Genomic DNA, 12,602 nt, shown 5'->3' with positions numbered 1-12,602 from the left:
CCGGCTTGAGGCGGGCCGCCGTGAACGGTGTCGTGCCTGAGTTGGTCCATGTGCAGATCCTGCAGCCCGTGAGGTTCGGCGAGGTCGAGTGGGGCCGGCTGCGATACAAGTCGGCCTGGTTGGGTCTGCATGACCAGGACGTGCATGTGCATGTAGACGCAGACCCTCCGGATATGGAAAAGGTTGCACGTATTGGTGAGGAAGTGTGTTCCTCGGTGCTGTCGTGGCGCAAGCGCTGCTGCCGGGCTACGTGGACATCGGCGGATACATGACCCAGAGCGGTGGACGGCGTCGCCTGGCTGGGGCGACTCGGCACACGGCAGGTGGCTGGGTTGAAGGCCTGAGCCGCCCTGGTCGCGGCGCTGGCCGTGCCGGGGGGGGGATCGTTTCTGTTGTCCGGGGAACCGTTTCCTTGAGGCGGGAGTCCGACGCGGAGGGATCGATCAGGGTGCCGCCCGGTGAACTGAGGATCACGTCTCACATGGGCCGCCATCCCCTGAAAGGAGACCGGATACTGAGCCCTCTCCACCTCCTCCTTCCATACGCTCAACAACCCTTCCGCGCCCACCACTTCGTCCGCCCGGTCGATCGTCCTCGGTGACGGGATCCTCCGCCCCTGCTCGAACGACGCCACCGTCGACGCCGAGTAGCCGATCCGCCGCCCGAAGTCCTCCCGGTCCATCCCCGCCCGTAACCGCAGGGCCTTCAGGGTTTGCCCGAAGGCGACGACGAGGCCCTTCCCGGCGCCGTCCTCCGGTCGCGGTCCGCCTTCGGCGTCGTTCTCCCACCCGTCTCCGAGCCTCACGACCCGGCCGCCCTCGGTGTGCGGGACCGCCCCGTCGTCCGTCGCCGTACCCGCCGTATGCTCCGACACCGACCACCGCCTCCCCAGCCCAACGCCCGTCCGCCGGACGCCGTAACGCCGCGCGCCTCGTACCCGTACCGACACCGCGCGTACAGCCGGTCCGCGTCGGTGCGTCACCGCTGGTCACGCTACGCGACCGGGGACACCGTTGTCGGTATGACGACTCAACCCGCGGGCCCCACCGGCACCAGCCAACCCGCCACCCTCGCTGAGCCCTTGGGCACCGCCCTCCGAAGCTTCGAGATGCGTTTCACCTCTACTCCCAGAGGGGCGCGCCTGGCCCGCCGCCTGGCAGGCCTTCGCCTGGACGCGTGGGGCACCCTGTACGGCACCGAACCCCACGACGGAATCGCGCTGGTCGTCGCTGAGCTCGCTGCGAATGCCGTACGTCATGGACACGTCCCCGGCAGGGACTTCCGTCTCCGCGTGCAGGCACTGGCCGACGGCCGCACCGTCCGCGTAGAGGTCACCGACACCCGCGCACGGACGGACCTGGCAAGACGGTGTGGGCGGAGTGCGAGCTGGTGGGGCGAACAGGCATGTCCTAGTGGGGCTGTCTGTCCCCCCCAGGTCGTCGATATCGGTCGTTGATGCGTGAGTGGTCGCGGGACGTGGCACTTGGTCCGGCATGGTGTGGCGGATTCGTGGGAGTGCGGTGGTGCGGGACGAGGTCGTGGCGGTGGGTGGGGCCGTTCGGCGGGTCTGGGCGGGGCCGGGGCGGGAACGGGATCTTGTGCTGCAGGCGTTCAAGTCGGCGCTGGCCGCTGTGGTGGCTTGGGTGGTCGCTGACCAGGTGCTGCGGGCTCCGATGGCGTTCATCGCGCCGTGGGTGGCGGTGGTTCTGGTGCGGTCCACGGTGTACCGGTCCTTGGCGCAGGCGATCCAGCAGATGGGTGCGATCGCCTTGGGGACCGTGGTGGCCACCGCGTGCGGCATGGCTCTGGGTGTTCCGGCCCTGGCCATGGCGGTGGTCCTGCCGCTGGTGCTGCTGGTGGGGAACTGGCCCAGGCTGGGGGATCAGGGCGTCTACGGTGCGACCGCGGCGCTCTTCGTGCTGACCGCCGGTGAGCCGGACCTCGACGCGGCCGTGGCCAGGGTGCTGGAGTCGCTGCTGGGGGCGGCGGTCGGGGTCGGGGTGAACATGCTCGTTTTTCCTCCGGTGCATCTGCGTGACGCCGAGGCCACCGTCCGGCAGGTCGTCGAGGAGGCCGGGCGGACGCTCCGCGCCATCGCGGACGGACTGGAGGACTCCTGGGACCGGCACCAGGCTCGGAACTGGCAGCAGCAGGCCCGGAGGCTGTTCCGCCTGATCGATCAGGCGCGGGCCGCGCTGGAGCACGGCACGGAGAGTGCGCGGTGGAACCCCGACCGTCGTCGGCGTGATCATCTGCGGCGGATCCGTGAGCCCTATCGGCACGTTGTCTCTGTGCTGGAGCAGCTGACGGACTACGTCGCCGACCTGGCCCGTACGTTCGCGGAAGTGGCCGACGACGACTTCGCCCCTCCGCGACCCGGCAGCGACACCCTCGCCTCGTACGCGCGCTTCCTACGGGAGATCGCCGCGGCCGTCGACGCCTACGGCCAGGCCGTCACGGGGGACGATCCGGCCGCCGCGCGCGCGTGTCTCGACCGGAGAGTCCACGGTGTCCGGCTGGCCCATGACCGCCTGCGGCAGGCGCTTCTCGACACGGACGGTGGGGACGCGGAATGGGTGGCCCTGAACGGGGCGCTGCTGACCGACGCACGACGGCTCGCCGACCAGCTGCTGCCCGAGCCCCCGCAACCGCACGGTCCCCAGGAGCCGGCCCGTTGATCCGAGGGGGCGGCAGGGGCGCTGTCCGTTCGCCGACGGCGGCTGCCTGCCGGGTTTCCCGCGCAGGTCCCGGTGTTACCCGTTACGGGACGTTCGGATGCCCGTACGCCCCGGGCTCCACCATGACCTGGAGGCTTCCATGACCACAGCCGTGAAGGACATGCTCGCCACCTACCCCGCCGACCTGGGCCGGGTCGACCGCGACAAGCTCGCCCGCTGCATCGAGGAATGCGTCGCCTGCGCACAGGCCTGCACCGCGTGCGCCGACGCCTGCATGTCGGAGGAGATGGTCAGCGAGCTGACCAAGTGCATGCGGACCGACGCCGACTGCGCCGACATCTGCAACGCCACCGCCGCCGTTCTCTCCCGGCACACCGGTTACGACGCCAATGTCACCCGAGCGATCCTCCAAGCCTGCGCGACCGTCTGCAAGGCCTGCGGTGACGAGTGCCGACGCCATGCCGAGCGGCACGAGCACTGCCGGGTCTGCGCCGAGGCGTGCCGTCGCTGCGAGGAGGCGTGCCATGACCTAATCGGCTCGCTCGGCTGACGGCGGCGGCCCTTCTCGGGGCACATCCCAGTGCTCACGTTCCAGAACGCACTTCAGTGCTCGCAGAGGGAGAATTCCCGTTCGTAGAGCTGCTCGTTGTGTTCGTCGACGAAGAACTTGCGTTCCTGCATGAGTTCTTCGCGGTACTTCTTGGCTTGGTTCAGCGTCATGGTCGTGGTGTCGGACCAGGGCTGCTGCGGGGGTACGTCGGAGGTCGAGACGATCGTTTCCGAGGGGTCGACCAGGAAGAACGCGAGGATCTTGCGGTAGCCCGGGCGGGTGTCGTCCGTGAGGCGGAATGGGCTGACGCGGTGCTGCAGGATGTTCGGGAACGCCAGGCAGCGGCCCGCCGGGGTCGGGGCGGATCCCAGTACCTGGTTCAGCGCGTCCTCGTCCTCCAGGCCGTAGACGTGGCGCATGCCGTTGTCGTCGTTCTGCTCGTAGTCGGGATCGTCCAGCGCCGTCCGGAAGCTCAGGTGGCTCTCGGTGATGTTCTCGCTGTCCCAGTAGTAGATGCCGGTCGAGACGATCCGCTCGTTCAGCATGCCCTCGACGTGCCAGGAACCGCCGGGGTATTCGGGCTTGTCCGGGGTGAGGTGGATGGTGGCGAGTTTGACGATGACCTGGAGACGGCGGCCGCGCAGGTCGACCCGGGCGGACTCGTCGGGCAGCTCGGGCGGGGTGAAGGCCGGGGCGTCCGGGATGACCGGGCGGCGGTTCTCCCACCAGTCGTCCGAGGCCGTTCCCCAGGTGCGGACGGCTTCCGCGTAGGCCTCGTCGTCGCTGTAGGAAGCCCTGTCCGGGTGCTCCGGCTTCGAGTCGTACCAGCCGTAGGGGTCGGCCTCGATCCGCAGGGGGCGCGGGTGGTGCAGGTCGGTGAGTACGTTCTCCAGCAGCGGGCGCATGCGGGCGAACAACTCCGGGAGTACGGCGGCCAGTTCGCGGTGCCTGTCGGGGTGGACGTTGTTGACGTACGAACGGAAGGCGACCTCGCCGTCCTCGCTGACGTCGACGTCCGTGGGCAGCCACTGGAACCTCTCCGAGAACTCGTACCGCGAGTAGCTGTTCGTCGGGTTCTGCCAAGCCCGCTCGGGGCCGCCGCTCACCTCGCGCACCAGGCAGAACAGTGAGGGGTGGACCAGGTCCAGTACCTGGCCGTCCGATCCGGGGTGCCAGTCCTGTTCCGCCTCCGGGACCTCCTCCAGAACCCGAACCGCCTCACGCAACCGGGATCCGAGCTCGTCGTCGATCAGGGTGTCCGACTGCCACACTCCGTCAACTGCCGACACCTCGATGCCTGTTCGCCCGTCTCGCAGCGCGGCGTAGTGCGTGAGTTCGGCCATCACATACCTGACCTGCGCCTCGGTGAGGCCCTGGTCGACCGCCTCCCGCGTCCACCTGGCGACGATGTCGGCGTCCTTCAACTTGTCGAACCACCGCGGCTTCGCCCGTATATGGGCGCTGCACTGCATCATCTGAAGTTCCCGCAGCGTCCGGGGCGTTGCGAACGGCAGGGAAGGGGAAGCTTGAAACGGCAGCGGGAAAGCGGGCAGGCCAGTCAATTCTCTTGATCCTTCCAGTCGGTGTGCGGCGGCGGGAAGGATACGTCAGCGGACTGACAGTGGCTCCGGGGCGCGCGATGCTGCGGCGTGCGCCTCACACGTCAGGTCCCCGTCCCCAGCGACCGCTCCGCCACCCGCGCCAGATGGCGGGCGAAGACCTCGCGGGCGTCGGGAGTGAGGGTGCGCAGGGCGATCAGGGCGGTGATGACCACGTCGCAGAGTTCGGCCTGGACGTCGTCCCAGGAGTGGGTGATGCCCTTGCGGAGGTTCTGGCCGGTCACGCCGATCACCGCCTCGGAGACCTCGCCGACCTCCTCGGAGAGTTTCAGGATGCGGAGGAGGAGGGCGTCGTGGCCGGTGACCGGGGCGTTGGCCTCCAGCCAGGCCCACAGGGCGTCGATGTCGGTCCATAGGGTGTCGGGGGAGGTGGCCTGATCCGTCATGGGGGCAGCCTTTCACGGCCCGCACGGCCCGCACGGCCCGCACGGCCCGCACGGCCCGCACGGCCCGCACGGCGCCCACGGCTCCCCAGGGACTTGCCTACCTCGCGAACTCCTCCTCGAACAGCGCCTCCTGCTCGCCCTCCCGTTCCTCCCGCAGTCGCTTGTTGCGGGTTCCTACGACGACTGCCGTGCCGGCCGCGGTGGCCGCCAGGGCTGCCGGGACCATCCAGCCGCGGTCGAAGACGTGGCCGAGGGCGTGGTCGAGGGAGAGGCGGCCGGGACCGGCGACGGCCAGGCCGGTGGCGGCGAGGGCGAGCGTGGCGGCGTACTCGTAGCCGCCGCTCTGGTTGAAGAAGCCGTTCGGGGTGTGGACCGCGGTCGCGCCGGTCATCGCGCCCGCCGCGGCCGCGCCCGCGGCGGGGGTGGCGAGGCCGAGGGCCAGCAGGGTGCCGCCGCCCGCCTCCGCCAGGCCGGCCATCGTCGCGTTGGTGCGACCGGGGCGGTAGCCGACGGACTCCATGAACTGGCCGGTGCCCTCGATGCCTCCGCCGCCGAACCAGCCGAACAGCTTCTGCGCGCCGTGCGCGGCGAGTACCCCGCCGGTACCCAGCCGGAGCAGGAGCAGGCCCAGATCACGTCGGTCGTAAGCGCTCACGGTGTCTCCCGTAACTGACAGCAGGAACAGTCCCCTCCCGCGTTTCCACCGTCGCACTGTCGACACCCGGCCGGGCTCCCCGCGCGGCCGTTCGGGTGGCGGGGGTCCGGGAGCGGTGTGAGTCTGGCGGACATGACGATTCAGACCGCCAAACTCAGCGATCCGGCCGTCCGGGCATTCGTCAGCGCCGTCAACGCCCATGACCGCGAGGCCTTCATGAGCCTGCTGGTGCCCGGCGCGACGATGTCGGACGACGGCTCCGACCGTGACCTCACCGACTGGATCGACCGGGAGATCTTCTCCTCCAACGGCCACCTGGAGGTCGACAACGAGTCCCGCGGCGGCCGCGACCTCCTCGCCCGCTACCGCAACGACACCTGGGGCGAGATGCGCACCCGCTGGCACTTCGAGGTCGAGGACGACGGCCGCATCTCCCGGTTCGAGACGGGACAGGCGTAGGCCCGCACGCCTCACGTGCATGTACGGCAGCCGCCCACGTCCCGGTGCGTGCCCCGCGGTCCCACGCGAGGCCCACCCCCACCCGGTGTCGTGGACGGCTGCCGTCTCCCCCCTCGGTTTGGTCCGAAGTCCGAAGTCCGAAGCCTCGTAGCCCGAAGTCCTCCACTCCGACTGTGAAGTTCTTGTGGAGGAGAGTTGAGCATAAGCCGCCGACCGGCCGCAATGGAGCGGACGGTTAAATTCCGGTTGTGCAAGTTGTGGAGCGCGGGCCTCGTGGGGACGCTCAGCCGCGCCCCACGTACGGCATCGCCGTCGCCAACACCGTCGCGAACTGCACGTTCGCCTCCAGCGGCAGCTCCGCCATGTGCCGGACCGTGCGTGCCACGTCCGCCACGTCCATCACCGGTTCCGGGGCGACTGCCCCGTTGGCCTGGAGCGCACCGGTCTGCATGCGCGCGGTCATGTCGGTGGCCGCGTTGCCGATGTCGATCTGCCCGACCGCGATGCCGTACGGCCGCCCGTCCAGCGACAGCGACTTGGTCAGGCCGGTCAGTGCGTGCTTGGTCGCCGTGTAGGCGACGGAGTGCGGGCGGGGCGTATGGGCGGAGATGGACCCGTTGTTGATGATCCGGCCGCCCTGCGGATCCTGCTCCTTCATCTGCCGGTACGCCGCCTGCGCGCACAGGAACGCCCCGTTGAGGTTGGTGTCCACCACGTGCCGCCAGGCGTCGTAGGGCAGTTCCTCCACCGGCACCCCGCCGGGGCCGAACGTCCCCGCGTTGTTGAACAGCAGGTCCAGTCGGCCGAAGCGGTCCACGGTCGCGGCGAACAGCGCGGCCACGTCCTCCGGCTTCGACACGTCCGTCCGTACGGTGAGAAAGGCGCTCTGCGGTACGAGCGCCGCCGTCTCCTCCAGGGTCTCGGGGCGGCGCCCGGCCAGCGCCACGGACCAGCCGGCCCGCAGCAGTTCCACGGCGACCGCCCGTCCGATCCCGGAACCGGCACCGGTCACGACCGCGATCTTCGATCCACTGTCAGTCATGGGACCGCAGCGTACGGGGGCCATCCAGTCCGTGGAACTCAAACGTCCGGTATCTGGACGACCGGTGTGGTCTCAGGTGCGGTGTCAAGTGCGCTGTCAGGGGTGGTGTCAGGTGCGGTGTCAGGGGTGCTCTCAGGTGTGGTCCTCCGACGCGGCCTCCATCGGATAGCGGACCCCGACCCGCTCGCGGATCGCGTCCAGCGTCCGCATCACCGCGAGCGTGCCGTCCAACGGGACCAGCGGGGACTCGGTCTCGCCGGCCCGCAGGGCGCGCATCACCTCGGTGGCCTCGTGGCGCAGGGTGCTGCGCGGGCCGTCGGCGGGGTCGGCGAGGAACTTCTCGGGGTCGCGGCCGTCCCGGTGCAGGACGAAGTGGTCCGGGTGGAAGAAGCCGGACGGGAGGTCGATCCGGCCGAGCGAACCGGTGACGGACGCCGAGGTCGCCGTACCGCCGATGATGGAGCAGTGCACCGAAGCGAGTGCGCCGCTCTCCCAGGAGAGCAGCGCTCCCGTCTGGAGATCGACGCCCTCGTCCGAGAGCACCGCTCTCGCGGTGAGGTCGGAGGGCTCGCCGAGCAGGAGGTGGGCGAAGGACACCGGGTAGACGCCGAGGTCCAGCAGCGCGCCCCCGCCCTGGAGCGGGTCGCGCAGCCGGTGCGCGGGCGGGAAGGGCCCCGCGAGTCCGAAGTCCGCCTGGACGCTGCGCACCTCGCCGATCGCCCCGTCCGCCACCAGCCCCTTGAGCTTCCTGATCACGGGGTTGCAGTACATCCACATCGCTTCCATCAGGAAGCTCCCGCGCCCCTTCGCCAGCGCGACCAGCTCCTCCGCCTCGCGCGCGTTCAGCGTGAACGCCTTCTCGCACAGCACGTTCCGCCCGGCCTCCAGGCACAGACCGGCGGCCGCCCGGTGCGCCGAGTGCGGGGTGGCGACGTAGACGACATCGATGTCCTCGTCCGCGGCCAGCGCACCCCACTCGCCGTACGCCCGCCCGATCCCGAACCGCTCCGCGAACGCGTCCGCCGACTCCTGCGAGCGCGAGGCCACCGCCACGACCTCCGCGTCCGGCAGGTCCACCAGATCGGCCGTGAACGCGGCCGCGATCCCACCGGTCGCCAGGATCCCCCAGCGCACCTTCTTCTCCGTCATCCCGGCCCCACCCTCGTTCCAGTGACCTTCGGCAGTCTGTTCGGGCTGAGAGCATAGGGGCCGAAGCGCGAGGAGAGGGAGGGGCACATGCCCGACAGCGGGGCGTCCAGGGCATCCATATCGAACACGAGCGAGGCGCGGGCGGCCGCACCGGGAACGGAACCGGCCGCCCGTTCCCTGCGCCGCACCAGCCTCCTCGTCACCCTCATCCTCGGCGGCCTGACCGCCACGCCCCCGCTGGCGATGGACATGTACCTGCCCTCCCTGCCGCAGGTCACCGAGTCCCTGCACGCCCCCGCCGCGACCGTCCAGCTCACCCTCACCGCCTGCCTCGCCGGCATGGCCCTCGGCCAGCTCGTCGTCGGCCCGATGAGCGACAAGTGGGGCCGCCGCCGCCCGCTGCTCATCGGCCTCGCCGTCTACGTCGTCGCCACCGCCCTGTGCGCGTTCGCACCCACCGTCGAGGCACTCGTCGCCTTCCGCCTCGCGCAGGGCCTCTCCGGCGCGGCCGGCATCGCGATCGCCCGGGCCGTCGTCCGCGACCTGTACGACGGCGTGGCCATGGCCCGCTTCTTCTCCACCCTCATGCTGATCTCCGGGGCCGCACCGATCGTCGCGCCCCTCATCGGCGGACAGGTCCTGCGGGTGACGGACTGGCGGGGCGTGTTCGTCGTCCTGACGGCCATTGGGCTGCTGCTCGCCGGGGTCGTGTGGGCGAAGCTCCCGGAGACACTCCCGCCCGCCGACCGGCACGACGGCGGGGTGGGGCAGGCCCTGCGCTCGATGCGCGGCCTGCTCGCCGACCGCGCCTTCTCCGGCTACATGCTCACCGGCGGCTTCGCCTTCGCCACGCTGTTCGCCTACGTCGCGGCCTCGCCGTTCGTGATCCAGGAGATCTACGGTGCCTCCCCGCAGGCCTTCAGCCTGCTGTTCGGCCTGAACTCCGTCGGCCTGGTCCTGGTCGGTCAGATCAACGGCAAGGTACTGGTCGGGCGGGCCCGTCTGGACGCAGTGCTCGCGGTGGGTCTCGGGGTGGTCGTGCTGGCCGCGGGTGCGCTGCTGCTGATGTCCCTGGGGGTCTTCGGCGAGGTCGGTCTGGTGCCGGTGGCCGCCGCGCTGTTCGTCCTGATGTCCGCGATGGGCATCATCCTGCCCAACACCCAGACCCTCGCCCTGCTGCGCACCAAGCGGGCGGCCGGATCGGCGTCCGCGCTGCTCGGCACGTCGTCCTTCCTGATCGGCGCGGTCGCCTCGCCGCTGGTCGGGGTCGCCGGAGAGGACACCGCCGTTCCCATGGCCGTGGTCCAACTGGCCGCCGTACTGGTGGCCTCGGCCTGCTTCGTGGGAATGTGCCGTCCCTGGCACAAACATGCGGAGGGAGCGGAGAACTGAGCGCGCCGAGACTGCGCAGCGGCACACCCGAACGGGCCGGGCTCGACCCGGAGGAACTCCGGCGGCTGACCCGTGAGGTCCACGATCTCACCACCGGCGAGCGCCCCTGGGCGGCGGGCACCGTCGTGATCGCCGGGCGCGGCCCCTGTGTGGCCGTCGAGGAGGCGGCCGGGTGGGCCGTGCGGTACGCCTCCTACGACGCGGCGCGTGACACGGGGGTGGAGCTGCCGGCGTCGGAGCGTGTGCCGATGACCGTGGGCACCCCCTTCGACCTCGCCTCCCTGACGAAGCTGTTCACGGCCGTCGCCGCCGTGCAGCAGATCGAGCGCGGCACACTCGGTATCGACGCCGAGGTCGGGGCGTATCTGCCGGACTTCCGCGGGGCGGCGCGGTACGGGGTGACGGTACGGCAACTGCTCACCCACACCTCGGGGCTGCGGCCGGAGTTGCCTCTGTACGACTGCGCCGACGACACCGAGCGGGTGGCGCGGCTGCGGGCGGAGGTGCCGTTGGGGGTGCCCGGCACGTACTGCTACTCGGACCTGAATCCGCTGGTGCTTCAGCATGTGCTGGAGCGGATCACGGGGCGGGGGCTCGACGTCCTGGTGCGGGACGGCATCACCCGGCCGCTCGGGATGGCCGCGACCCGCTTCGGGCCCTGTCCGGGGGCGGCGGCCACGGAGGATCAGCGGCGGCCGTGGGCGAAGGCGGACCGGGGGATGCTGCGGGGGGTGGTGCACGACGAGAACGCGTGGGCGTTGGGTGGGGTGGCCGGGCATGCGGGGCTGTTCTCCACGGCGCGGGATCTGGCGGTGTTCTGCCGGACGCTGCTGGCGGGGGGCTCGTACGGGCCGGCGCGGATTCTCGGGCCGGACTTCGTGGAACTGCTGCTGACGCCGCCGGGGTTGGGGTTCGCGCTGGACCAGGAGTGGTTCATGGGGGAGTTGGCGGGGCGGGGGGCTGCGGGGCATACGGGGTTCACCGGGACGATGCTGGTGCTCGACCGGGCGACGGACACGTTTCTGGTGCTGCTGGCGAATACGGTGCATCCGCGGCGGCGGGCGGCGGACAGTCGGCCGAGGGCTGCGGCGGGGTCGCGGGTGGCGCGGGCGGTGCGGGGGATGTGACGGGGGGTTGGTTTCGCCCCCGCCGCCCCTTCCCTTCCCGTCCCCAGGGGCTGCTGCCCCTTCGGCCCCGCCCAGGGGGCTCTGCCCCCTGGACCCCTGGGCCTTTGCCCACCCAACCACCCGTTTCCAGTGGGCTGAAAAGTGAACCTCTCAACTCACCGAGTCGGGTGGTGGGTGGGCAAAGGCCCGGGGGTCTGGGGGCGGAGCCCCCAGGGGACGGGACGGGTAGGGACTTCGCGAACGTAGAATCGCCGGGTGAACGACCCCGTATCCCCGGCGGAAACCCTTCGGCGCAGGCTTGCCGGTCTTCTCGACGGGCTTCCGCCCCGGCAGGCCGCGGCGGCCGTGGACCGGCTGATCGCCAACTACCGCGGGGCGACCCCGACCGACGCGCCCATTCTGCGCGACCGCGCGGACGTCGCCGCGTACGCCGCCTACCGCATGCCGGCGACCTTCGAGGCCGTGCACGCCGCGCTGGAGGCGTTCGCGGACGCCGCCCCGGGGTGGGTGCCGGAGAGCCATGTCGACGTCGGCGGCGGCACCGGCGCCGCGACCTGGGCGGTCGGCGCCACTTGGCCGGGTCCTCGGAAGGTCACCGTGCTCGACTGGGCGGAACCCGCCCTCGCCCTCGGCCGGGAGATCGCCGCCGCCAACCCCGCCCTGCGCGACGTCCGCTGGCAGCGTTCTCGGATCGGAGCGGCGCTCACCATCGAGAGCGCCGATCTCGTGACGGTCTCGTACGTCCTCAACGAGCTGACCGTCCCCGACCGCACCGCCCTCGTCGACGCCGTCGCGTCCGCCGCGCAGGCCGTCGTGATCGTCGAACCCGGCACCCCCGACGGCTACGCCCGGATCATCGAGGCCCGCGACCGCCTGATCACCACCGGCTTCCACGTCGCCGCCCCCTGCCCGCACAGCGCCGCCTGCCCCATCGTCCCGGGCCAGGACTGGTGCCACTTCTCGGCGCGGGTCAGCCGTTCCTCGCTGCACCGCCAGGTCAAGGGCGGCTCCCTCGCCTACGAGGACGAGAAGTTCGCCTACGTCGCCGCCACCCGCCTGCCGGTCGACCCCGCCCCCTCCCGCGTCGTACGCAAGCCCCAGATCCGCAAGGGCCAGGTCCTCCTCGACCTCTGCGAGACGGACCCGGCCCTCACCCGCACCACGGTCACCAAGCGCCACGGCGACCTGTACAAGGCGGCCCGCGACGCGGACTGGGGCGACGCCTGGCCGCCGGCGCAGAATCCGGCCTGGCCGGCCCGGCCGTAGTCCTGCCTCAATCCGCCGCCGGCCCGCCGCGCTTCTCCTGGAGCCTGCGCAGCAGCTCCCGCTTCTGGGCCTGCGCGTCCGCGCCGCCGCCGATCCGGCCGCCGCGCCTGCCGCCTCGGATCGCCTGGCGGCCGAGGTTCTGGCGGGTGCCGCCGACTCCGAGCATGTTTCCTGATCCGCTTCGGGCCATGGGGGTTCTCCTGTTCCGGTTCCGGGGGATGGGTCGGTTCGGGCATCGACATTCTCGGTACGAGACGTATCGTCTCGTCCTCGCTCCCC

At 71.1% G+C, this 12,602-nt stretch carries 13 protein-coding genes and 1 pseudogene; 7 read left to right on the top strand and 7 right to left on the bottom strand.

Going from position 1 to position 12,602, the window contains the following annotated elements; genetic code table 11:
• Nucleotides 1-487: 487 nt before the first annotated feature.
• Nucleotides 488-805: pseudogene (locus ICC28_RS00810) on the bottom strand (helix-turn-helix domain-containing protein); the annotation flags it as partial.
• Between the two features lie 216 nt (nucleotides 806-1,021).
• Here ICC28_RS00810 and ICC28_RS41425 point away from each other — a divergent pair.
• From ICC28_RS41425 to ICC28_RS00800, 3 genes are all read left to right on the top strand, one after another.
• Nucleotides 1,022-1,456 (top strand): ATP-binding protein, encoded by a 435-nt coding sequence (locus ICC28_RS41425; RefSeq protein WP_411158558.1) that lies wholly within the window; start codon nucleotides 1,022-1,024, stop codon nucleotides 1,454-1,456.
• Nucleotides 1,457-1,598: 142 nt separating this feature from the next.
• Entirely contained in the window at nucleotides 1,599-2,678 is a 1,080-nt protein-coding gene (locus ICC28_RS00805) for an FUSC family protein (RefSeq protein ID WP_188286375.1), read from the top strand.
• A 139-nt stretch (nucleotides 2,679-2,817) separates the two neighbouring features.
• Entirely contained in the window at nucleotides 2,818-3,228 is a 411-nt protein-coding gene (locus tag ICC28_RS00800) for a four-helix bundle copper-binding protein (RefSeq protein ID WP_188286374.1), read from the top strand.
• Between the two features lie 53 nt (nucleotides 3,229-3,281).
• On the opposite strand, the gene ICC28_RS00795 is transcribed toward ICC28_RS00800, so the two are convergent.
• The 3 genes from ICC28_RS00795 to ICC28_RS00785 all read right to left on the bottom strand — a co-directional run bounded on the left by ICC28_RS00795 (nucleotide 3,282) and on the right by ICC28_RS00785 (nucleotide 5,888).
• Entirely contained in the window at nucleotides 3,282-4,790 is a 1,509-nt protein-coding gene (locus tag ICC28_RS00795) for a DUF4246 domain-containing protein (RefSeq protein WP_188286373.1), read from the bottom strand.
• Nucleotides 4,791-4,891: 101 nt separating this feature from the next.
• Nucleotides 4,892-5,233, bottom strand: a complete 342-nt coding sequence (locus ICC28_RS00790; protein WP_188286372.1) for a MazG-like family protein — start codon at nucleotides 5,231-5,233, stop codon at nucleotides 4,892-4,894.
• Nucleotides 5,234-5,330: 97 nt separating this feature from the next.
• Nucleotides 5,331-5,888, bottom strand: coding sequence for a DoxX family membrane protein (locus ICC28_RS00785; protein WP_188286371.1), 558 nt, complete (start codon nucleotides 5,886-5,888; stop codon nucleotides 5,331-5,333).
• A 132-nt stretch (nucleotides 5,889-6,020) separates the two neighbouring features.
• Here ICC28_RS00785 and ICC28_RS00780 point away from each other — a divergent pair, with 132 nt between their 5' ends.
• The gene (locus ICC28_RS00780) at nucleotides 6,021-6,347 is read left to right on the top strand and encodes a nuclear transport factor 2 family protein (RefSeq protein WP_188286370.1); all 327 of its coding nucleotides are present in this window, start codon (nucleotides 6,021-6,023) and stop codon (nucleotides 6,345-6,347) included.
• 283 nt (nucleotides 6,348-6,630) lie between these two features.
• Here ICC28_RS00780 and ICC28_RS00775 read toward each other — a convergent pair whose 3' ends face one another.
• Both ICC28_RS00775 and ICC28_RS00770 read right to left on the bottom strand, forming a co-directional pair.
• Nucleotides 6,631-7,389: an SDR family oxidoreductase gene (locus ICC28_RS00775; protein WP_223188171.1), complete on the bottom strand. Its 759-nt coding sequence runs from the start codon at nucleotides 7,387-7,389 to the stop codon at nucleotides 6,631-6,633.
• A gap of 132 nt (nucleotides 7,390-7,521) precedes the next feature.
• Complete coding sequence (locus tag ICC28_RS00770; protein ID WP_188286368.1) at nucleotides 7,522-8,538, bottom strand: Gfo/Idh/MocA family protein; 1,017 nt, start codon at nucleotides 8,536-8,538, stop codon at nucleotides 7,522-7,524.
• Nucleotides 8,539-8,625: 87 nt separating this feature from the next.
• Between ICC28_RS00770 and ICC28_RS00765 the strand changes: the two genes are divergently transcribed.
• The 3 genes from ICC28_RS00765 (at nucleotide 8,626) to ICC28_RS00755 (ending at nucleotide 12,323) form a co-directional block, all read left to right on the top strand.
• Nucleotides 8,626-9,930: a multidrug effflux MFS transporter gene (locus tag ICC28_RS00765; RefSeq protein ID WP_188286367.1), complete on the top strand. Its 1,305-nt coding sequence runs from the start codon at nucleotides 8,626-8,628 to the stop codon at nucleotides 9,928-9,930.
• Nucleotides 9,888-11,057 (top strand): serine hydrolase domain-containing protein, encoded by a 1,170-nt coding sequence (locus ICC28_RS00760; protein WP_188286366.1) that lies wholly within the window; start codon nucleotides 9,888-9,890, stop codon nucleotides 11,055-11,057. Before ICC28_RS00765 ends, ICC28_RS00760 begins: the two co-directional genes overlap by 43 nt.
• Before the next feature lie 255 nt (nucleotides 11,058-11,312).
• On the top strand, nucleotides 11,313-12,323 hold the full coding sequence (locus ICC28_RS00755) for a small ribosomal subunit Rsm22 family protein (RefSeq protein WP_188286365.1): 1,011 nt from the start codon (nucleotides 11,313-11,315) through the stop codon (nucleotides 12,321-12,323).
• 7 nt (nucleotides 12,324-12,330) lie between these two features.
• On the opposite strand, the gene ICC28_RS00750 is transcribed toward ICC28_RS00755, so the two are convergent.
• The gene (locus ICC28_RS00750) at nucleotides 12,331-12,513 is read right to left on the bottom strand and encodes a DUF6243 family protein (RefSeq protein ID WP_188286836.1); all 183 of its coding nucleotides are present in this window, start codon (nucleotides 12,511-12,513) and stop codon (nucleotides 12,331-12,333) included.
• Nucleotides 12,514-12,602: the final 89 nt, after the last annotated feature.

The sequence above is a fragment of the Streptomyces sp. TRM68416 genome (assembly GCF_014596915.1).
Lineage (GTDB): Bacteria > Actinomycetota > Actinomycetes > Streptomycetales > Streptomycetaceae > Streptomyces.
This window is presented reverse-complemented; position numbering and strand designations above follow the sequence as displayed.

Bases quoted from the DNA above. Each gene is read 5' to 3' on its own strand.
- ICC28_RS41425 (WP_411158558.1), top strand. From the start codon at position 1,022: ATGACGACTCAACCCGCGGGCCCCACCGGCACCAGCCAACCCGCCACC.
- ICC28_RS00765 (WP_188286367.1), top strand. From the start codon at position 8,626: ATGCCCGACAGCGGGGCGTCCAGGGCATCCATATCGAACACGAGCGAG.
- ICC28_RS00780 (WP_188286370.1), top strand. From the start codon at position 6,021: ATGACGATTCAGACCGCCAAACTCAGCGATCCGGCCGTCCGGGCATTC.
- ICC28_RS00800 (WP_188286374.1), top strand. From the start codon at position 2,818: ATGACCACAGCCGTGAAGGACATGCTCGCCACCTACCCCGCCGACCTG.
- ICC28_RS00790 (WP_188286372.1), bottom strand. From the start codon at position 5,233: ATGACGGATCAGGCCACCTCCCCCGACACCCTATGGACCGACATCGAC.
- ICC28_RS00770 (WP_188286368.1), bottom strand. From the start codon at position 8,538: ATGACGGAGAAGAAGGTGCGCTGGGGGATCCTGGCGACCGGTGGGATC.
- ICC28_RS00750 (WP_188286836.1), bottom strand. From the start codon at position 12,513: ATGGCCCGAAGCGGATCAGGAAACATGCTCGGAGTCGGCGGCACCCGC.
- ICC28_RS00775 (WP_223188171.1), bottom strand. From the start codon at position 7,389: ATGACTGACAGTGGATCGAAGATCGCGGTCGTGACCGGTGCCGGTTCC.